At 42.7% G+C, this 19587-nt stretch carries 19 protein-coding genes; 9 read left to right on the top strand and 10 right to left on the bottom strand.

Annotated elements, in window-relative coordinates:
* Window positions 1–4: 4 nt before the first annotated feature.
* Window positions 5–1117: an endonuclease/exonuclease/phosphatase family protein gene (locus ACIQ6T_RS05030; protein WP_395784812.1), complete on the bottom strand. Its 1113-nt coding sequence runs from the start codon at window positions 1115–1117 to the stop codon at window positions 5–7.
* 137 nt (window positions 1118–1254) lie between these two features.
* Here ACIQ6T_RS05030 and rpmB point away from each other — a divergent pair, with 137 nt between their 5' ends.
* Together rpmB and ACIQ6T_RS05020 are read left to right on the top strand one after the other, a co-directional pair.
* On the top strand, window positions 1255–1494 hold the full coding sequence (gene rpmB / locus ACIQ6T_RS05025) for a 50S ribosomal protein L28 (RefSeq protein ID WP_395784811.1): 240 nt from the start codon (window positions 1255–1257) through the stop codon (window positions 1492–1494).
* A gap of 64 nt (window positions 1495–1558) precedes the next feature.
* On the top strand, window positions 1559–2632 hold the full coding sequence (locus ACIQ6T_RS05020; protein WP_395784810.1) for a ThiF family adenylyltransferase: 1074 nt from the start codon (window positions 1559–1561) through the stop codon (window positions 2630–2632).
* On the opposite strand, the gene rimO is transcribed toward ACIQ6T_RS05020, so the two are convergent.
* Window positions 2629–3951, bottom strand: a complete 1323-nt coding sequence (rimO, locus tag ACIQ6T_RS05015) for a 30S ribosomal protein S12 methylthiotransferase RimO (protein WP_395784809.1) — start codon at window positions 3949–3951, stop codon at window positions 2629–2631. The two genes, ACIQ6T_RS05020 and rimO, sit on opposite strands and share 4 nt — an antisense overlap.
* A 125-nt stretch (window positions 3952–4076) precedes the next feature.
* Between rimO and ACIQ6T_RS05010 the strand changes: the two genes are divergently transcribed.
* Window positions 4077–4784 carry a DUF1080 domain-containing protein gene (locus ACIQ6T_RS05010; RefSeq protein ID WP_395784808.1) on the top strand — a complete coding sequence of 236 codons (708 nt, stop codon included), beginning with the start codon at window positions 4077–4079 and terminating at the stop codon, window positions 4782–4784.
* Window positions 4785–4806: 22 nt separating this feature from the next.
* Here ACIQ6T_RS05010 and ACIQ6T_RS05005 read toward each other — a convergent pair whose 3' ends face one another.
* The 3 genes from ACIQ6T_RS05005 to ACIQ6T_RS04995 are packed head-to-tail and all read right to left on the bottom strand — an operon-like array spanning window position 4807 to window position 8101.
* Window positions 4807–5796 (bottom strand): SMP-30/gluconolactonase/LRE family protein, encoded by a 990-nt coding sequence (locus ACIQ6T_RS05005; RefSeq protein ID WP_395784807.1) that lies wholly within the window; start codon window positions 5794–5796, stop codon window positions 4807–4809.
* A gap of 32 nt (window positions 5797–5828) precedes the next feature.
* Window positions 5829–7541 (bottom strand): GMC oxidoreductase, encoded by a 1713-nt coding sequence (locus ACIQ6T_RS05000; protein WP_395784806.1) that lies wholly within the window; start codon window positions 7539–7541, stop codon window positions 5829–5831.
* Window positions 7538–8101: a gluconate 2-dehydrogenase subunit 3 family protein gene (locus ACIQ6T_RS04995; protein ID WP_395784805.1), complete on the bottom strand. Its 564-nt coding sequence runs from the start codon at window positions 8099–8101 to the stop codon at window positions 7538–7540. Before ACIQ6T_RS04995 ends, ACIQ6T_RS05000 begins: the two co-directional genes overlap by 4 nt.
* A gap of 130 nt (window positions 8102–8231) precedes the next feature.
* Here ACIQ6T_RS04995 and prmC point away from each other — a divergent pair, with 130 nt between their 5' ends.
* The gene (prmC, locus tag ACIQ6T_RS04990; RefSeq protein WP_395784804.1) at window positions 8232–9080 is read left to right on the top strand and encodes a peptide chain release factor N(5)-glutamine methyltransferase; all 849 of its coding nucleotides are present in this window, start codon (window positions 8232–8234) and stop codon (window positions 9078–9080) included.
* Here the strand turns inward: prmC and ACIQ6T_RS04985 are convergent.
* On the bottom strand, window positions 9055–11115 hold the full coding sequence (locus ACIQ6T_RS04985; protein WP_395784803.1) for a S9 family peptidase: 2061 nt from the start codon (window positions 11113–11115) through the stop codon (window positions 9055–9057). The genes prmC and ACIQ6T_RS04985 overlap by 26 nt on opposite strands.
* 137 nt (window positions 11116–11252) lie before the next feature.
* Between ACIQ6T_RS04985 and ACIQ6T_RS04980 the strand changes: the two genes are divergently transcribed.
* The 5 genes from ACIQ6T_RS04980 to ACIQ6T_RS04960 all read left to right on the top strand — a co-directional run bounded on the left by ACIQ6T_RS04980 (window position 11253) and on the right by ACIQ6T_RS04960 (window position 14939).
* On the top strand, window positions 11253–11846 hold the full coding sequence (locus ACIQ6T_RS04980; protein WP_395784802.1) for a LemA family protein: 594 nt from the start codon (window positions 11253–11255) through the stop codon (window positions 11844–11846).
* 1 nt (window position 11847) lies between these two features.
* Window positions 11848–12273: a TPM domain-containing protein gene (locus tag ACIQ6T_RS04975; RefSeq protein ID WP_395784801.1), complete on the top strand. Its 426-nt coding sequence runs from the start codon at window positions 11848–11850 to the stop codon at window positions 12271–12273.
* The gene (locus tag ACIQ6T_RS04970) at window positions 12263–13009 is read left to right on the top strand and encodes a TPM domain-containing protein (protein WP_395784800.1); all 747 of its coding nucleotides are present in this window, start codon (window positions 12263–12265) and stop codon (window positions 13007–13009) included. Before ACIQ6T_RS04975 ends, ACIQ6T_RS04970 begins: the two co-directional genes overlap by 11 nt.
* Before the next feature lie 33 nt (window positions 13010–13042).
* Complete coding sequence (lpcA, locus tag ACIQ6T_RS04965; protein WP_395784799.1) at window positions 13043–13621, top strand: D-sedoheptulose 7-phosphate isomerase; 579 nt, start codon at window positions 13043–13045, stop codon at window positions 13619–13621.
* Between the two features lie 88 nt (window positions 13622–13709).
* A complete protein-coding gene (locus ACIQ6T_RS04960) occupies window positions 13710–14939 on the top strand; it encodes a DEAD/DEAH box helicase (protein WP_395784798.1) in 1230 nt (409 codons plus the stop codon).
* Here the strand turns inward: ACIQ6T_RS04960 and ftsA are convergent.
* The 4 genes from ftsA to murG all read right to left on the bottom strand — a co-directional run bounded on the left by ftsA (window position 14936) and on the right by murG (window position 19586).
* On the bottom strand, window positions 14936–16249 hold the full coding sequence (gene ftsA, locus ACIQ6T_RS04955) for a cell division protein FtsA (RefSeq protein WP_395784797.1): 1314 nt from the start codon (window positions 16247–16249) through the stop codon (window positions 14936–14938). The genes ACIQ6T_RS04960 and ftsA overlap by 4 nt on opposite strands.
* Before the next feature lie 70 nt (window positions 16250–16319).
* A complete protein-coding gene (locus tag ACIQ6T_RS04950; RefSeq protein WP_395784796.1) occupies window positions 16320–17111 on the bottom strand; it encodes a cell division protein FtsQ/DivIB in 792 nt (263 codons plus the stop codon).
* 1 nt (window position 17112) lies between these two features.
* Complete coding sequence (gene murC / locus ACIQ6T_RS04945; protein ID WP_395784795.1) at window positions 17113–18492, bottom strand: UDP-N-acetylmuramate--L-alanine ligase; 1380 nt, start codon at window positions 18490–18492, stop codon at window positions 17113–17115.
* The gene (gene murG / locus ACIQ6T_RS04940) at window positions 18483–19586 is read right to left on the bottom strand and encodes an undecaprenyldiphospho-muramoylpentapeptide beta-N-acetylglucosaminyltransferase (protein WP_395784848.1); all 1104 of its coding nucleotides are present in this window, start codon (window positions 19584–19586) and stop codon (window positions 18483–18485) included. Before murG ends, murC begins: the two co-directional genes overlap by 10 nt.
* Between the last annotated feature and the right edge of the window lies 1 nt (window position 19587).

Below are 19587 nucleotides of genomic sequence, written 5' to 3'. Positions count from 1 at the left end.
TAAACTATTTTAACGTGTAGTCCGCGATAACCGGAAAGTGGTCTGTATAGCTAACATTTCGTAGCGTTCTAAACTGCGTGACTTGCCATTCCGTCGAGCAGAATTGGTTGTCAATCCGAACTAAATAGGGACTTCGATTTAAGGTAAAACCAAATCCGCGTCCCGCTTCCTCAAACGAATTTTTCAAACGTTCCCGTAAAGTTCCATACGCCCAGCCATACGGCGTCTCGTTCAAGTCCCCGACTAAAATCACCGGATATAAGCTTTGTTGGATAAGCCGATTAATCTGAGTCATTTCATCTTTGTGGTGGATAAATCCCTTGCGCAAGGATGCGACGATACCCCGTCCTTCACGTTTGGCATCTTCGTAATCTTGATCTCTGATTTTTCCTGTCACCTTCCCGACACGAATTCCCATCGACCAAAGTTGCACGTTGATAATTCGAAAGGTGTCTTTTTCCGCAACAATGTCAGCATATAAATAACCGTTAGCCGAATTCCCGAATTGTTTTCCTTCTTGATGAATGATGGGGTATTTTGAAAAGATGGCAAGCCCCATTTTTTCATTGGTATCAAATAATTCTTCCTTTAAGGGGATAAAAGCGTAATGCGGATAATTTTCCTTCATCATGTTGATCGTCCGATACGCTTTCCGATCCGCATGGGAATAAAATTCTTGGAAACATTTTACGTCGGCCGCGTGGTCCAACATAAACTTTTTCAAGTTTTTTACCTTCTCTTTATTCGCCTCAAAGCTATTGGAATACATCCCATACACATTGTAACTCATTACGCGAATCGCTGATTTCGGAGATTTGACGGGTGTCTTCCACGAAAAACTACGTTGAATAAAACTGTATCCGAGCGCTAAAACGAGCAGGGGAAGTAAAGCGCGTTTGGCCCGACGAAAAATCCAGTATACCAACGAGATAAAACATAGGATTTGCGCGTAAGGCAAGGTCATCATGATAAAACCGGCTAGCCAGTGATCGATGACTAAAGAATAACTCAATAAGTAGGTGAGGAGCGTATAAAGGCACAAAGGCAAAGTCCCCAACCAGATGATGGAGGAGACGATTTTAGTGAATACTGGTTCTTCTTGCTTGCGCTTTACCATGCCCAAAGATACACATTGAAATGCATTTTATAAATTTTGTAAAGACCTTTGGGATTTTTCAATTTATTTCCTACTTTTGCAATCCCTTTTAGGGGAAATAGTTTTTACAGCGCATTCAATTTTAAAAAGAACATATTATGGCAAAGGTTTGTCAATTAACTGGAAAGAAAACTCAAGTGGGTAATCACGTATCTCACGCGAATAACAAGACAAAGCGTAAGTTTTATCCAAACTTGCATACTAAAAAGTTTTTCTTGGAGTCTGAAGGTGTTTGGGTACGTATGAAAGTATGTGCAAAAGCAATTCGTACAATCAACAAAAACGGTTTCGAGAAGACTTTAATCGCTGCGGCTCGTAAGGGTACTTTGTCGATCTAAAATATATCAAGATTTTTACCGAAATTAGCCTCCTTGAAACCAAGGAGGCTTTTTTTATTTACTCATGTTGACGCACGAAGAAACCAATCGATACCAAAAACAACTCGCTATTCCCGAATGGGATGAAGCGAAGCAAGTACGCCTCAAAAATGCTCATGTGTTAGTTATTGGGGCTGGTGGTTTGGGTGTGGCGGCCATTCCTTACTTGGCTGCGGCTGGGGTGGGCCAACTAACGATTGTGGATCATGATGATGTTGAGTTGAGTAATTTAGGCCGCCAAACCATCTACCGAACGGATCAGGTGGGGCAATCGAAGGCGTTGTTAGCCAAAGCTTTTGTCGAGTCCTTGAATCCACATGTGTCAGTTGAGGCAATTGCAGCGAAATTTTCGTTGGCAAATCATACGCTCGTTAACGATGTCGATCTCGTCATCGATTGCACAGATAATTTTGAAACACGTTATTTAATTAATGATAGTTGCGTGAAGTTTGGCAAGGCATTTGTTTATGCGGCGATTCATACATGGGAAGGGCAATTGGCCGTTTGTAATGCGTTCGGAACGGGCCCTACGTACCGTTGTTTATTTCCAGAAGAACCTAGTGCTGGCGAGATTCCAAACTGCGACGAGGCAGGTGTACTCGGATTTTTGCCAGGGATGTTGGGTTTAATGCAAGCCAAAGAAGCGATATTTTATTTAAGTGGCATGGATTCCCCCGCGCAAAATCATTTGCTTCGTTGGGACGTACGCAGCATGCGCATGCAGATGTTTCGGATGGAAAGATCTGCAAATGCGGTCGAACAAATTTTTCCTACCAAAGTTGCAGAGGTCATTGAAATTTCCACTTCGGAAGCTGCTTCTCGTTTACAAACGGGCGATATTCAATTTATACTGGATGTTCGGGAGCCGTTTGAGTGGGATTTAGCGAGTTTACCTAGCTCGATTCAAATGCCGATGAATTCCTTACAAATAGACCTGATCCCAAGGGAAGCTAAAGGAGTCGTTTTATGTCATCATGGCATGCGCTCCATGTATGTGCTCAAACATTTGCAAGCGCAAGGCTTCTCGAATCTGCTGAATGTAGCTGGTGGGATAGATGCTTGGGCGCGGGAAGTGGATAAATCCATTCCACGATACTAAGAAACGATATCGCCGTATAAGTCGAATTCCTCTGCTTTGTTGATTTTCACCTGAACAAAATCTCCCTGTCGGGCATATTGTGCGGCTGGAATTAAGACTTCATTATCCACCTCTGGGGAATCATGCTCCGTTCGACCTACGAAGAAACCACTCTCTTTCCGGTCCACCATCACTTTGAAAGTTCGGCCGATTTTCAATTGATTTAATTCCTCCGAAATGCCTTGTTGGAGCGCCATAATCTCATCCGAACGTTCTTGCTTGACTTCTTCAGGTACATTATCCTCAACTAAATAAGCATGGGTATTTTCTTCGTGTGAATAATTAAAGATCCCTAATCGGTCAAAACGCATCCGTTCTACGAATGAATAGGTTTCTTCGAAATCAGTTTCCGTTTCGCCGGGATAACCGGAGATTAGCGTTGTACGCAAGGCAATTCCGGGCACTTTTTCGCGAATGTCCGTGATGAGTTGTTCGGTCTTTTCACGCGTAATTCCGCGGCGCATGTGTTTCAGCATGGCATCGGAACCACTTTGAAGTGGCATGTCTAGGTAGTTGCAAATATTTTCACGCTCAGCCATCGTTTTTAAAATCTCCATCGGGAAACCTGCTGGATATGCGTATTGTAGGCGAATCCATTCGATGCCTTGAACGTCGGATAAACGTTCCAACAATTCTTTTAATTGTCGGCCTGATTTTCCTTCACCCTTCAAATCCAATCCGTAAAAAGTCAGATCTTGGGCAATAAGGATTAATTCTTTTGTTCCTTTTTTAGCTAATGATGTCGCTTCTTTGACTAATTCATCCATAGGACGCGACACGTGTCCGCCGCGCATTAATGGGATGGCGCAAAAACTACATGGGCGATCGCAGCCTTCTGCAATTTTCAAATAGGCATAGTGCGCTGGGGTGGTTAATAAACGCTCACCTACCAGCTCATGCTTATAATCAGCTTTTAATGCTTTCAATAAACGAGGTAATTCATTTGTCCCAAAGAACGAATCGACCATTGGAATTTCTTTTTCTAAATCATCTTTATACCGGTGTGATAAACAGCCTGTTACATACAATTTGTCGATTTTACCTGCTTCTTTGGCATCTGCATAGCGTAAAATGGTATCAATTGATTCTTGTTTGGCGGTATCGATAAATCCACATGTATTGACAACAACAATGTTTGCGGTATCTTTTTTGGCTTCATGTGTAACTTCAATGCCGTTGCCCTTTAACTGCGTAAATAAGACTTCGGAATCAACGAGATTCTTCGAACAACCGAGTGTTACGATGTTAATGGATGGCTTCGGACTTACTTTGGTTTTCATACGTTTATTGAATAAGCGTGCAATTTACAAATAAATTTGGAGGGTTTCTCTGGAATTATTGGGTCGAGGGATACAAGTATTGATTTCTTTTTTTAGTATTGCAATTCAAAAACTTATTTATTCACATGAAAAAAATGATATTAATTTGTGCTTGTATGGCATCGGGTTTGATGGCATTCGGGCAAGCAGTAAACACGCTTTCGCGTCAAGAAAAGAAAGCTGGGTTCAAATTATTGTTTGACGGAAAAACATTTGACGGTTGGCATACATACGGCAAACCCGGCAAAGTAGGTGCTTCTTGGACAATTATGGACGGTGTTATTGGCTTTGATTTAGCTAAAAAAGACGGCGGTGATTTAATTACGGATGCGGCTTATGTAAATTATGATTTCTCGGTGGATTGGAAAATTTCTCCAAACGGCAATAGTGGAATCATTTTCAATGTAACGGAAGATCCGATAAAATACCGTAGTACCTATAATACAGGCCCTGAAATGCAGGTTTTAGACGACGCTGGTCATCCAGATGGGAAAATCAACAAGCATAATTCGGGTGATTTGTATGATTTAATCAAATCATCTGTCAATGTTACTAAGCCTGTAGGTGAGTGGAATACGGCACGCATTGTGAACAATCGCGGTTTATTACAATTATATTTGAATGGATCAAAAGTAGTGGAAACACGTACGGATGATGCGAATTGGAAGGCGATGGTTGCGGGTTCCAAATTCAAAACAATGCCGGGTTTTGGTGTGAATATGCAAGGACGTATTGCTTTGCAGGATCACGGAAATCCAGTTTGGTACCGAAATATTAAGATTAAAGAATTATAAAGAAATAGGGGGCATAAGCCCCCTATTTTATTTTTACGCGAAGTAAGTTCATGTCGGAGGTGATGAATAAATACTTTCCATCTGCTCCACCAAAAGCCACATTGGAATTTCCATTTCCTGTTGCGATTCGGCCCAGTAATTTTCCGGATGAATTAATAATCAAAACGCCACCTGGACCCGTAGTCCAGACATTTCCTTTTGCGTCCACCTTCATGCCATCGTAGCCACCTCGTATACCTTGCTTAGCCAATTCTGATGCATCGAAAAATAAGTTACCTTCGCCTAAATTTCCTGCTTTATCCACTGGATAGGCATTAATGAGCGTCGGGCGTTCAGAGGTTCCCACATACAAAATGCTTTCATCAGGATTGAATGCCAGACCGTTCGGTCGGCCTAAGTTCTTGATCTGTAAACTGATTTCTCCTTTCGTATTGATTCGATATACGCCTTGATAATCAAGTTCTTTGGCAGGTTCTGGTTTTCCTCGGCCAGGTAATCCGTATGGGGGATCCGTAAAATAATAGTCGCCTGATTTCTTTTGTACGAGATCATTTGGGCTGTTTAGCTGCTTGCCTTCAAACAGATGCGCCAATGTTTTTTTCTGATCGGGACGCTTCAGGGGCATTTCGGCAATCCGACGATCCCCATGTTCACATGAGACCAAATTGCCTTTCAAGTTAATGATTAATCCATTTGCTCCGGGCTCTTCTGAGTAAACGCCTGTGCCTGTATAACCTGAAGGTTTCAAGAAAACCTCGAGTCCTTTGGCTTCTGTCCATTTGTGAATGGTATTTTCGGGTACATCTGTGAAGAGCAAATACCCTTCTTTTTTTACCCAAACGGGACCTTCCGACCAGGTAAATCCTTTAGCCACAATTTCTATTTTGGCTGTTGTGTCTATTAAGGCATCCAGTGCCGCGTCATAGCGGTGGATTTTCCCTATTGTTGGGTATTGTGCCATTGCGCTTAGTCCTAATGTCATGAGGCCTATGGTTCCTAATATTTTTTTCATGGTACAAAAAAAATGGGCCGAAGCCCATTTAATTAAAGATTACGTTTTTTGATTTCTTTGACTGCGAAATCAGCTGCCCGAGCGGTTAAGGCCATATAGGTCAGCGACGGATTGACACATGACGTTGAGGTCATACAAGCTCCATCCGTTACGAATACATTCTTTACGCCGTGCAATTGGTTATTTCCATTCAACACAGAAGTTTTTGGATCGCGGCCCATGCGTGCTGTTCCCATTTCGTGGATAGCCATACCTGGGTAAGAACCGTTGTCGAATGCGCGAACGTTTTTCAAGCCTGCGCTTTCCAACATTTCTTTGGCATCTTCCATCATATCCTTCCGCATCTTTTTCTCATTTTCTTTGAATTCAGCATCGAATACGACAAGTGGAATTCCCCACTTATCTTTATCTGTCGGATCCAAATACATTTTGTTATCGTGATACGGAAGTGTTTCTCCGAATCCGCCTAAGTTCATCACCCATGGGCCTGGTTTCGTCATCGCATCTTTGTAATCAGCGCCAAAACTCATGTCATTTGCACCGCGATTCCAACTAGCTCTTGATCCACTACCTTGGTATCCAAACCCACGTAAATAATCACGCTTGTCATTCCCGATATTCCGGTAGCGTGGAATGTAAATTCCATTCGCCCGTCGGCCTATGTAGTATTTATCTTCACCACCCTCCCAAGTTCCGGAAGCGCCAATTTTGAAATGGTGATCCATTAAATTGTGCCCTAACTCACCTGAATCATTGCCTAATCCATTTTGGAAACGGGATGATTTTGAGTTTAGTAACAAAGCGGTAGTTGCTACGGTAGATCCGCAAACAAAGATGATTTTTGCAAAATATTCACGTACGTCTTTGGTTACAGAATCGATTACACGAACGCCTGTCGCTTTTTGTTTTGCGTTGTCAAACAAGATCTCAGAAACGATAGAATCTGGGCGAAGTGTCAACAAGCCTGTTTTAGCTGCAGGAGGTAACGTACATGATTGCGAACTGAAATAGGCGCCGTAAGGACAACCTAGTCTACATTTATTACGATACTGGCACGCTGAGCGGCCAATTTTTAATTGAGCTTCTTTGGCTTCAGATAAGTTGGCCACCCGACCAATCGTCATGTTCCGACCAGGGAAATTCTTTTCAATGCGCTGGCGTACTTCTTTTTCTACGCAGTACATGTCCATTGGTTTCAAGAATTCAGAATCGGGTAATTGTGGTAATCCCAAAGCTTCACCTGAGATACCTACGTGTTTTTCTACGTATGAATACCAAGGTGCGATGTCTTTGTAGCGAATTGGCCAGTCAACCGCGATGCCGTCCTTTAGATTAGCTTCAAAGTCAATGTCAGATAAGCGGTAGGTTTGGCGACCCCACATGATGGATTTTCCTCCTACGATATCGGGACGGAACCAGTCGAATCGTTTAACTTCTTTGTAAAGGGCATCGGAGTCGTTCATCCAATATTTCTCGGTCATCTCGTTGTAGGGATAGTCGCGGGAAAGTTTTGGGTGAGACGCTTTTTGCTCATTGGTCAATAGACCATTGTATTTAAAATCCCATGGATCTTTATAGCTAGGCTCGTAGGCAGTAACGTGGTCGAATTTCTTTCCTTTTTCCAGGACAAGAACTCGCATACCTTTTTCGGTTAATTCTTTAGCGGCATAACCACCAGAAACACCAGATCCTATCACAATAGCGTCATAGGTCATGGCTTTGATTGCGTCAATATTCAGATTCATAGTGCCCACGTTTTTTGAGTTGGAGATAATGGCATGCAGCCGTCAAATTTGCCTGGAATCGAAAGGTAATCCAATGCTTTGGTTGCTCCGATTTCAGATGTAAAATAACCAGTGGTTGTCAATTCCTTAATCATGAAGAAGAAGGTCGGTTGGCCCTTTGCCGTTTTCCGTGCGGCATCGGATTCTAACATACATGTTGTTAGTGCGTCTTTACGCTGGGTAATGCTTGCTTCAGTAAAGCCCTTTCCGAAACGTGATTGACAATCGGCATCTAATTTTGCCAAACCAGTTGCAAATACTTTTTGGCTTGCTTCTGGGTAACAATCTTGCACGACACGCAATATGAATTTTTCCACGCCAGCCGCTTTAGCTCCTGGTGTATCGGTTGTAGGAATGATAATGTCGGCGATTTCAGCTACGAGTGATTCTTGTGTAGCATTGAATTGCACAAAGGTGGGATGCGATTTTTGTCCCTGAATACCAGCCAAAGCGGGGGCAGAAATCATGCCACCCATCAAGATGCTAAGCCGTTCAAGGGCTTTCCGTCTGTTTAAGTTCATAGTTAATTAAATTTTACGCTTCAAATATAGGATATTTTTTCACGTTGCCAAATAACTTATTGTTCCTTAGCTTTGCCAATCCTGTAAGGTTTGGCAAAGCTTCATCCCACAGACAAACGAAATTAAGCGTATGTTTCTTGTATCAGTAAACGCATTATCTCAACAAATCCAACAAGCAATTGTTTTTAAATATTCCGCTGCAGAGGCGAGGGCTATTGCACATGCGTATTTGAACATGAAGTGTGGTGTGAATACCTTGGAAATTCTGATGGATAAAGCGGTGGAGGAGCCGGCTGATTTTACGGCTGATTTAGCTCGTTTATCCGCCGGGGTACCCCTACAATACGTGACAGAGAAGGCTTATTTTTTCGACCGACTATTTTCCTTGAATTCCGCTACGCTGATTCCACGGCCGGAAACAGAGGAATTAGTGGGTCAGGTTTTAAAGCTAATAGGCAATAAAGAAAAACATATACTTGATATAGGAAGCGGATCTGGTTGCATCGCAATTACCCTAGCTTTAGAGGCGCCGCACGCGCAGGTGACAGCGTGGGATGTGGCATCCGAGGCGATTGAAAAAGGCCGAGAGAATGCGGAAGAATTAGGAGCGAATGTAATTTTTAAGCAACAGGATGTTTTTGCCTGGGAAAAAGAAGGCCAAATGTGGGATATCATCGTTTCAAATCCACCGTATGTATTGGAAAGTGAAAAAATTGATATGGAAGCACATGTGTTGGATCACGAACCCCACCTCGCTTTATTTGTCCCAGATGAAGATCCATTGAGATTTTATCGGGTTATTGGCGAAATGGCTCAGGCGCGTTTAACGCCTGGAGGACACCTTTGCTTTGAAATCAACCGGGCTTTTGGCGCACAAAATATTTCCTTAGCCGAAGCTCAAGGATTTGAAAATATTCAAGTAGTACAAGATTTTAATGGCAACGATCGCATGCTTATTGCGCAGCAATCGTCTCATTAATGCCAATCAAAAACGCGAAATCTTTCGCAATATCTTTGAAGCGTTTGTAACGTCCAGAGGCGCCACCGTGACCGGCCGACATATCACAGTCGAGCAATAAGATCGTGTTATCGGTTTTTAATTTACGCAGTTTCGCGACCCATTTGGCAGGTTCCCAATACTGTACTTGCGAATCGTGTAATCCCGTTGTGACAAATAAATGCGGATACGCTTGCTCCTTCACATTATCATAGGGCGAATACGATTTCATGTAATGGTAATGTTCCTCGTTTTTCGGATTCCCCCACTCTTCCCATTCGCCAGTCGTCAACGGTATCGTTTCATCCAACATCGTCGTGACCACATCCACAAATGGTACCGCCGCAATCACACCAGCAAATAATTCGGGTGCCATGTTGATAATTCCCCCCATCAGCATTCCTCCAGCTGAGCCACCTTGAGCGAATAATCGATTCGCATCAACCTTTCCGATGGAAACTAAATGTTTCCCACAATCAATGAAATCAGTGAACGTATTCATTTTACGCATCATTTTCCCGTCTTCATACCAGTGCCGTCCCATTTCCTGCCCGCCGCGAATGTGCGCGATAGCAAAAGCAAATCCACGATCCAACAATGACAAACGACTAGAAGAAAAATAAGGATCCATGCTGTAGCCATACGAACCATAGGCGTAGAGTAATAAAGGGCCATTTTGATAACCTTTTTTGTAGACCAACGAAATAGGCACTTTCGCACCATCCCGCGCCGTGGCCCAGAGGCGCTCCGACTGATATGCGTTCTTATCAAATTCCCCAAGTACCCGATCCTCCTTTAATAAAGTTGATTTATTAGAGTTTGTGTCGTATTCCAAAACTGAATTTGGACAAGTAAGTGACGTGTAATTATACCGAAGGGTATGACTCCGATAATGGGCATTTATTCCAATATTGACTTGAAAAACTTCCTCATCCATCCGAATGAATTCATTGGAATCCCCTTGAATCAATTGAATTTGCGAGAGGCCATTCGTTTTTACTTCTAAGGCAATCCACGCTGTCGTCGCATCAAAATCCTCTAGGAAAACATCGGGGCGATGGGCAACCACGGTTTGCCAATGCGACTTGTGGGTGGGCCCATCTACTGGGCAAGCCATTAATTGAAAATTGGTCGCCTCTTGAAAATTTGTTCGTATCAAAAAACGATCAGCTTGGTGTTCAATAAAGTATTCCAAGCCACGTTCGCCTGGCTGAAATACCTCGAAAGACCCCGTTGGGTTATCTGTCTTTAATATCCTGTATTCCGAATAAACGCCTTGTTGGCTCGACACACTAAAGATATATTCCTTCGACTTGCTCCGGCTCAGCCCCATGTAACATTCCTCGTTTTTTTCTTCATAAACGAGTACATCTAGCGAGGAATCGGCCCCTATTTGATGGCGGAGTACCTTGGAGGCCAGTAAAGTTTGTGGGTCGCGGAGCAGGTAGAAAAAGTACTGTGAATCTGCCGACCACGCATAGGATCCCCCTTCGGTATTTTCAATCTTGTCGGCGAGTAATTCACCCGTCTGCATATTTTTAAAGTAAACCGTGTAATTGCGCCGACTCACCGTATCGGTGGCATAAGCCAGAATTTGGTCATTATCGGATAATGCCAAACCGCCTACGGCGAAGTACGCTTCGTCTTTTCCGAGTTGGTTCCCATGCAAAAGTATTTCCTCTGGCGCATCGAGGCTGCTTTTTTTTCGACAATAAAGTGGGTATTCCCCACCGGTTTCGTAGCGGTGGTAGAACCAATCTTTGCCATTAAAATAAGGAACAGATTGCTCGTCGGCGACCATGCGCCCTTTCATTTCCTCAAATAACGCATTTTGTAATGCTTCTGTAGGCTTGAGTACGCTTTCAGTATACGCATTTTCTAGTGTCATGTAGTCGATGACTGCGGGATTTTCAGGATTATTTAGCCAAAAATAGGGGTCTTGTCGGCAGTCACCATGTATCGTTAATGCGTGTGGAATTTCAGTTGCTTGCGGAGGATTTGGTATATTTTTTAACATGTGCACAAGATAAAAATAAAATAATGGAGGGAAAAGGAACGTTTATCCTTGAAAAAGCATTTTGATGGAAAAATTCGTAGGGAAACTGTTTATATGCATATCTTTGCGGGTACAAAAAACCTTTAATTTTTAAAACGATGAATAAGAAAATTTGGATTGGTTTAGGCGTAATTGCTTTGGTGATTTTTTGGGGGATTGGATCGAGAAATAGCATGGCCACAAGTGATCAGGAAGTAAAGGCTTCTTGGGCGAATGTACAGAGTGCGTATCAAAGACGTTCGGATTTGATTCCTAATTTGGTTAAAACGGTACAGGGAGTAGCTAATTTTGAAAAGTCGACATTGACTGCGGTTATTCAAGCGCGTGCATCGGCTACACAAATGAAATTGGATGCGAAAGATTTGAGTCCAGAAAATTTACAAAAATACCAAGCGGCTCAAAGTAGTTTGAGTGGAGCATTATCCCGACTTTTGGTTGTGACAGAAAATTATCCACAATTGCGTGCGACAGAAAATTTCTCTGAATTGCAAGCACAATTGGAGGGTACTGAAAACCGTATCAAAGAAGAGCGTGATCGCTTTAATACGTCGGTGAAAAACTACAATTCCATCATAGTAACTTTCCCAAGCAATTTAATTGCTTCGTTCTCTGGTTTTGCTGAGAAGGGATTTTTCCAAGCGGAGGCAGGTTCTGAAAAAGCACCTGAGGTTAATTTCGACGAGAAGAAATAAGATGCAGTTAAGCGCAGCACACGAAGCGGAAATTATTCAAGCGATTCAGGAGGCCGAAAAAAAGACTTCTGGAGAGATTCGTGTGCATGTGGAAAGTCATTGCGAAGGGCACCCGATCGAGCGATCGAAGGTGCTCTTTTTTCAATTAGGCATGCACCAGACTGATTTGCAGAATGGTGTTTTGGTGTATTTAGCTGTTAAAGATCGGAAGTTCTCAATCATAGGAGATAAAGGAATTGATGCAAACGTTCCTGTCGAATTTTGGGAAACCATTCGGGATGAGATGCGTCCTTTATTAGCTAAAAACGAGTATGGTTCAGGTCTTGCTTTAGGCGTTCGCCGAATCGGAGAGGCTTTAGCTGTTTATTTTCCGTACCAACGGGAAGATGTGAATGAATTGTCGGATGAGCTTTCGTATGGGGAATAGAGTTTGGTTATTTATTGGCTTGATATTAATTAACCTGCAGGTTTTCGGACAGGATATCCCTGCCAAACCCAATGGTTACGTATTAGACCAGGCTGGTTTAATGAAGTCGGATGAGGTTCAGCAATTAGAACAAAAGCTACGTGGTTATGCGGATACTACTTCCACACAATTTGCGATTGTATTGGTCCCCACAATAGGCAATTCAGATCCCTACGATTACGCGATTGCGATTGGTAAAACGTGGGGAGTTGGCCAAAAAGAAAAGAATAATGGTGTTGTGATTTTGGTCTCCATGGACAATCGGAAGATTCGGATTGTGACGGGACGTGGAATTGAGGATGTTTTGCCAGATGCAACGTGTAAACGAATCATTAATCGAATTTTGAAGCCCTATTTTAAACGGGGTGATTATTACGGTGGGCTGGATGTGGCGACGACCGAGATGATGCAACGCGCCTCTGGACAATTTCAGTCTGAGGGCACTACTGATCCAGAAGGAATTCCGGTTGTTGTTATCATTGTACTTGTTTTTGTAGTTCTTTCTTTAATTAAGGCGTATCGTAACCGCAATGGTGGTTCTGGTCCTGGCTCACATGGAGGTGGAATGTTTTTCCCTCCTGTTTTCTTTGGAGGAGGGGGCTTTGATCGGGGAGGTTCTTCGGGCGGCGGCGGATTTGATTTTGGCGGATTTGGAGGCGGAGATTTCGGTGGTGGCGGAGCCGGTGGGGATTTTTAAATAATGACTATCTTTGTGCAAAATTAAAAGCAGTTGAAAGATATTATTCAAGCCAATCTTCAGGAAGCCCAACAAGTTTTAGATCAGTTTTTTAGTAATCCGGCTAAAATTCAATCCATCGAAAATGCAGCAAAATGTTTAGTTGGCGCACTCCAACAAGGCAAAAAAATCATTGCCTGTGGAAATGGTGGAAGCCATTGTGATGCCATGCATTTCGCGGAAGAGTTGTCGGGCCGTTACCGGGAAAACCGACCAGCTTTAGCTGCCATGGCGATTTCGGACCCATCGCATATTTCCTGTGTAAGTAATGATTTCGGGTATAATTACGTGTTCTCTCGGTTTATTGAGGGCTTGGGAAATGCAAGTGATGTGTTGTTTGGACTATCAACCAGCGGTAATTCTGCAAACATCATTGAAGCTGTAAAAGCTGCGCAAGCCAAAGGCATGGCTGTCGTTTTACTAACGGGAAAAGATGGCGGACAGTTGGCCTCCTGCGAAAACGTCTTCGAAGTGCGCGTGGACCACTTTGGTTATGCGGATCGTATTCAAGAAATTCATATTAAAGTGATTCATATTCTGATTCAGTTGATTGAAAAGGAAATGGGTTTTTAGAGGTGAGAGTTAAGAGGTTAGAGATAATAATATACATAACATGACTGGTGACTAGCGACTAGTGACTGAAAGTCTTAAAAAAAACATTTTGACATTTAAAGAACTTGGCTTAGCCGAACGATTATTAGAAGGTATTGATTCTATGGGCTACAAAACGGCAACGCCGGTTCAGGAGCAGGTGATGAAGCCAATTTTAGCTGGGCAAGATGTCCTAGCTTCGGCTCAGACAGGTACAGGAAAGACAGCTGCTTTTTTATTGCCAATCATCCATAAAATCTTAACTGAAGATCATTCAGATGCGCATATCAATGCATTGATTATTGTACCAACTCGGGAACTTGCCGTGCAGATTGCTGGGAATATGGAAGGTTTGGGTTACTTCACGAATGTTAGTTGCATGCCAGTTTATGGCGGCGGCGATGGAAACTCATTTACGACAGAAAAAAATGCGTTGACGTCTGGAGTGGACCTCGTGGTTTGTACGCCGGGCCGCATGATTGCCCATTTAAATATGGGGTATGTCGATTTGTCTCATGTAAAGTATTTGGTACTTGATGAGGCCGACCGGATGTTGGACATGGGCTTTCACGATGACCTAATGAAAATTACAGGACATTTACCCAAGGTGCGTCAAAATCTCTTGTTTTCAGCGACCATGCCGCCAAAAATGCGCGACCTCGCACGTAAGTTGATGCAAAATCCCGTCGAAGTAAATATCGCTGTTTCGAAACCCCCAGAGGCCATTGTTCAAGAAGCCTTTGTGGTATATGAAAATCAAAAAAGTCCTTTGGTGAAACATTTGTTGAAGCGCCAAGATTATACCCGCGTGATTGTTTTCTGTTCACGGAAACAGAATGTAAAATCGTTGACGGCCGACCTAAAGCGTGCACGGTTCTCGGTAGAGGAAATTCATTCGGATTTGGAGCAAGATGTACGTGAGCAAGTATTGCAAGATTTCAGGAATAAGAAGACCAAGATTTTGGTGGCAACGGATATATTGAGCCGGGGTATTGATATTGATGAAATAGAATTAGTCGTGAATTATGATGTACCAAACGACGGGGAAGATTACATTCACCGAATTGGTCGAACAGCCCGCGCGCAGACAAAAGGTACTGCCTACACATTAATTACAGAAGCTGAGCAACGGAAATTCGCCGCTATTGAACGCTTATTGGAAAAAGAGGTAACCAAATCACCGGTTCCAGAAGAATTTGGCCCTGTTCCAGATTATTCCCCAGAGACAAAAAAGCCTGCTTTTTCAGGTGGAGGTTTCAACAAAGGAGGAAAGAAAAAACCGTGGCGAAAAAAGGACTAATATTCTCCGCCTTCTTCATCACTGCCAACAAGCGATTCTACTAATCGACCAAAAATCGATTTAATTGATGGTGGTTTTTGCTTCGTCGAATTACCATTAACTGTGCTATACTCCGTCTGAGAACTTGTCTCAGGCGCTGAATCATCTGAATTTTCTAGTTGGTCAAAATAAACTTGTACAAGACCTACCGACGTAGCGTAAGATGGGTCCTTGATTTCGTCTGAGGCGGTGGCATTAGGTATGCCGACGCGCGTCTCAAGCTCCGTCACTTTTTGGAATAATTCATCAATATAGGGTAAGGTTGCACCGCCGCCACAAAGGACGATACCACCACGCAATGCAGTTATATTCGTTGTTTTTTGAATTTCAGCAACAATAATTGCTGCCAATTCCTTCATGCGCTCCTCAATAATTATCGCCAAATTCCGAACGGATATAGGCGTCGGTTTCCGTCCCGCCATGCCTGGAATCATGACAACTTCATTGATCTCAATTAATTTTTGTAAGGCTGAACCGAAATTAACCTTGAGAGCTTCTGCGTGCTCTAAGGTCACATCAAGAGCCACTTTGATATCTTCAGTTATGCGATCTCCACCCCAGTTTAAAACGGTAGCGTGCTTTAATCGCTTATTTTGAAAAATACTTATTTCAGTCGTTCCACTGCCGATATCCACTAATACAACACCTTGCTGCTTTTCCTCTGCACTTAAAACGGAACTAGAACTTGCCAACGGACTAAAATATAAATTACCCCCTTTAATGTGATCAGACTCAGCAGATGCTAAGGTTTTTCGGAATAAATCGAATTTATCTTGACGTGCGGTAATCACCATAAAATCACCTTGCAGTCGTGCGCCCACTTGGCCAATAGGATCCAAAGTTTCAGGCAAAGAACCCACGACAAAACCGATCGGTAACGTGTGTAATACACACGGATTCTTCTCCGAAATCGATTTTTTTGCCTCCTCCGTAATCTCTAAAATCTCCTTTACAGTTACCGGATCAGATGTATTTTTACGCTGTTTCGTAATCGTATAAGGACTTACATTGATATGACTGCCAGACAAGTTGGATGAGAAATAATACTCTTTAGTCTTCCCGGGAAGTGCTACCGCGATTTGATTAATTGCCTCAGATATAGCGGCCGAAGTTTTATTGATATTGACGATTTCACCATGTAAAATAAAGCCTGTCGTAGAAGCTTTTCCTGTCGCAACAATCTCTAATAAACCTTGTGCATTTTGCTTGCCTGCTACAGCCTTTATAAATGAACTACCAATATCGAGTCCAATGATCAAATCGTTCCGCATAAAATATAATGTATTGTAGAATGAACACGCCCACTAAATGGCGATTTAGCTTTGAAATTACCTAAAATGACTAATAATCACAAATTACCTGATTCTTATATTTTAGATGTACCCATGAGTAGGTATCCCAACCTTTATTTGGGATGATTTTCTTATAAAATAAAGCTAGCTTTTTGAATTTGGTCTCGATGTGTATCGGCAAACCGAAGTCGATATATGTTTTCCCCATGGTCGGCACCATGATAATACCGCCATCTTCGGCAACAATAACTTGTGCGATTTGAGCTTTCCAAAATTCATCTTGATGTATGAATTCAAAAAAAGGTAAAAGTGTTTTTCCGCGTTCGTCACGTAGGTCGCGCCGACTATCCTTAAAGAATGGGCCAGATACAACCAAAATTCGCGGAGTGAACAAATCACTCGTAGCGATTAGTCGGCCTTCTTGCGTCACATACTGATCTCGCAAATTCGAAGCACCCGTTGTAAAACGCAAAATGCGGGCAATAGGGCTATATTCTTTTACTGAAATAATTATTTTTCCACTAAAATCATGATGCGCTTCACACGATTTTACGAGCGGGATCCGCTTTACGCGTTGCTCTATTTGATGCAACGATATCTCATTCAATGGCTTATTTAGGAAATAATCGCTTCCCTGATTTGTGACCATCAAGTTAATGTCTTGCTTGCCTAACAGGGGTTTTTCGTTTTCTGAGTCTAGCTTGACTACAATTCCAGTACAGGTAATTTCATTATAACTAACCTCCTCATAGATGACAGCGGCTATCGCTAATCCCATGAGTATGACAATACTCAGGAGCTTTTTTAAACGCTGTATTTTAAAATTTGTGGAGGGACTCATGCTACGAAGTTAAGGCCAATTTACAATCATTCAAAAGTAAGTCGATATCTCCTGCTCCCATCGTGATTAATAATCGCGGTTTTTCTGATTGCATGCGCTGAATGAAGTCTTCTTTGCCAATGACACACTTTTTTTCCATTGGGATTTTACTCAAAAGCAATTCAGATGTAATTCCGGGAATTGGCAATTCGCGTGCTGGATAGATATCCAACAAAAATATTTCATCAGCAATCGCCAAGCTCGTACCAAAATCTTCTAAAAAATCACGTGTCCTTGAAAAAAGATGTGGCTGGAAAACAGCAACAATTTTTTCATCTGGATATAAGGCTTTGACTGAAGTTAGACAAGCACTAATTTCCGTGGGATGATGCGCATAATCATCAATCATTACATGCTCTTCCGTTTCCACATGGTATTCAAAGCGGCGCTTCACACCTTTAAACGACGCAATTCCTGCTTTTATATCTGCAGGACCCACGCCGTGATGCATGGCTAAGGCACTTGCTGCCAACGTATTTTCTATGTTGTGAAAGCCAGGAATGCGCATTGGAATATCCGTTATTTGACCACCTGGGTAAAGCATGTCAAACACCATGCGGTGGTTTTCAATACGAATATTTGTCGCTTGATAATCCCCTTGATTAATGCCAAAGGTGTAATCTTTTTCATCAGAAACGAGTGTCAAACCTGATTTTTGGATAAAGAATCCACCAGGTTTGATTTGGTCGACAAATAATTGGAACGATTCTAGTACCTGTTCAGCCGCACCATAAATGTCTAAATGATCTGCATCTGTCGATGTTACGACCGCAGCCGTAGGATGCAATGTCAAAAATGAGCGATCATATTCGTCCGCTTCTACCACGCAAACCATGTTTTCACGTCCTTGATTTGGAATGAAGTTTGTTCCATAATTTTGGGTAATTCCACCTAGAAATGCCGTTACATTTTGCTTCGCATGAACCAATAAGTGGGTCAATAACGATGAGGTAGTGGTTTTTCCATGCGTACCAGCGACAGCAAGCGTTGGCATTTGTTCCGTGATCCAACCCAAAATTTGGGAACGTTTCCATAAGGGGATGTTGGCGGCCAACAAATAATTCTTTTCAATGTGGTTGGCTGGGATTGCCGGAGTATAAATAAATAAACATGAATCAGGTTCAGTTAGGCAGATTGCGGGGATAAGGTCCACAGAATCTTCATAGTGAATAATCATTCCTTCGCTTGCCAGCGTGCGTGTCAGTTGACTTTCGGTTTTATCATAGCCAGCAACGGGATAGCCATTGTGCAAGAACCAGCGGGCGATGGCCGACATCCCGATACCTCCGATGCCTAGAAAGTAGACTTGTTTTAAGTCGGCCATGGAAACGTTTATGCGCATGCGTTCATTTCGTTTAAGATGGCTTGGGCGATTTCTTTGGCTGCGTATGGTTTACCCATGGCTAAGCTTTGAAGCCCCAGTTCCGTTAATACTTTTGTATTTTTCAATGTCTTTAATGCGGTAGGAACCAAATCAGTTTGTGCGTCTTTATCTATGACTAAGCGGGCAGCCCCATTATTCACCAGGCTTTTTGCATTTTCAGTTTGATGATCTTCGGAAGCATTTGGGAAAGGAACCAAAATACTCGGTTTCCCTGCCAAACAAATTTCAGAAACACTAAGCGCCCCAGCCCGGGAAACCACTAAGTCGGCCATCGCATACGCTAAAGCCATCTCATAAATAAATGCCGAAACATAGCTTTTGAGTCCTTTAGTTGCTACTGAGGCCTTTTTTGCCTCATTTTCGAACGACACCCCCGTTTGCCAGATTAGTTGGACATCTGCTTCCGCTACATCCGCTAATCCTTGCTGGATGGCCAGATTGATGCTTCGTGCGCCTTGACTTCCGCCGATGACCAGGATCGTTTTTTTGTTCGGATCTAGTCCAAAAAACGAGGCTCCTTTTTCTTTTTTCCCAGTCAGGTCAATAAGGTCTTTGCGGACTGGATTTCCAGATAGTGTCATTTTATCTTTTCCGAAGAATTTTTCCATACCGGGGTAGGCGACAAAAATATGTTTGGCTTTGCTGCTTAGTGCTTTATTAGTGATGCCAGCGAACGAATTTTGTTCTTGAATGTAAAAGGGAATTCCTTTGATCCAAGCGGCAATTAACATGGGTCCAGAGGCATAACCGCCTACACCGATGGCCACATCTGGTTTGAATTCGGCAATAATTTGAAAGGCTTTACGCAAGCTTTGAATCAGCTTAAAGGGAAACAATAGGTTTTTAGCCATGTGCTGGCGGTTGATTCCAACGATAGGCAATCCTTGAATATTGAATCCAGCTTTGGGAACTTTTTCCATTTCCATTTTGCCTTCGGCACCCACGAATAGAAATTCGAGAGAGGGGTCTTGGTCTTTAAGTGCCGTTGCGATGGCGATCGCAGGATATATATGTCCACCGGTTCCGCCTCCAGAAATGATGATTCGTTTGATT

The sequence above is a fragment of the Aquirufa sp. genome, assembly GCF_044377215.1.
In the GTDB taxonomy this organism is placed as follows: domain Bacteria; phylum Bacteroidota; class Bacteroidia; order Cytophagales; family Spirosomataceae; genus Aquirufa.
Note: the sequence above shows the minus strand (reverse complement) of the source record. Positions and strands in the feature narration are given on the sequence as shown.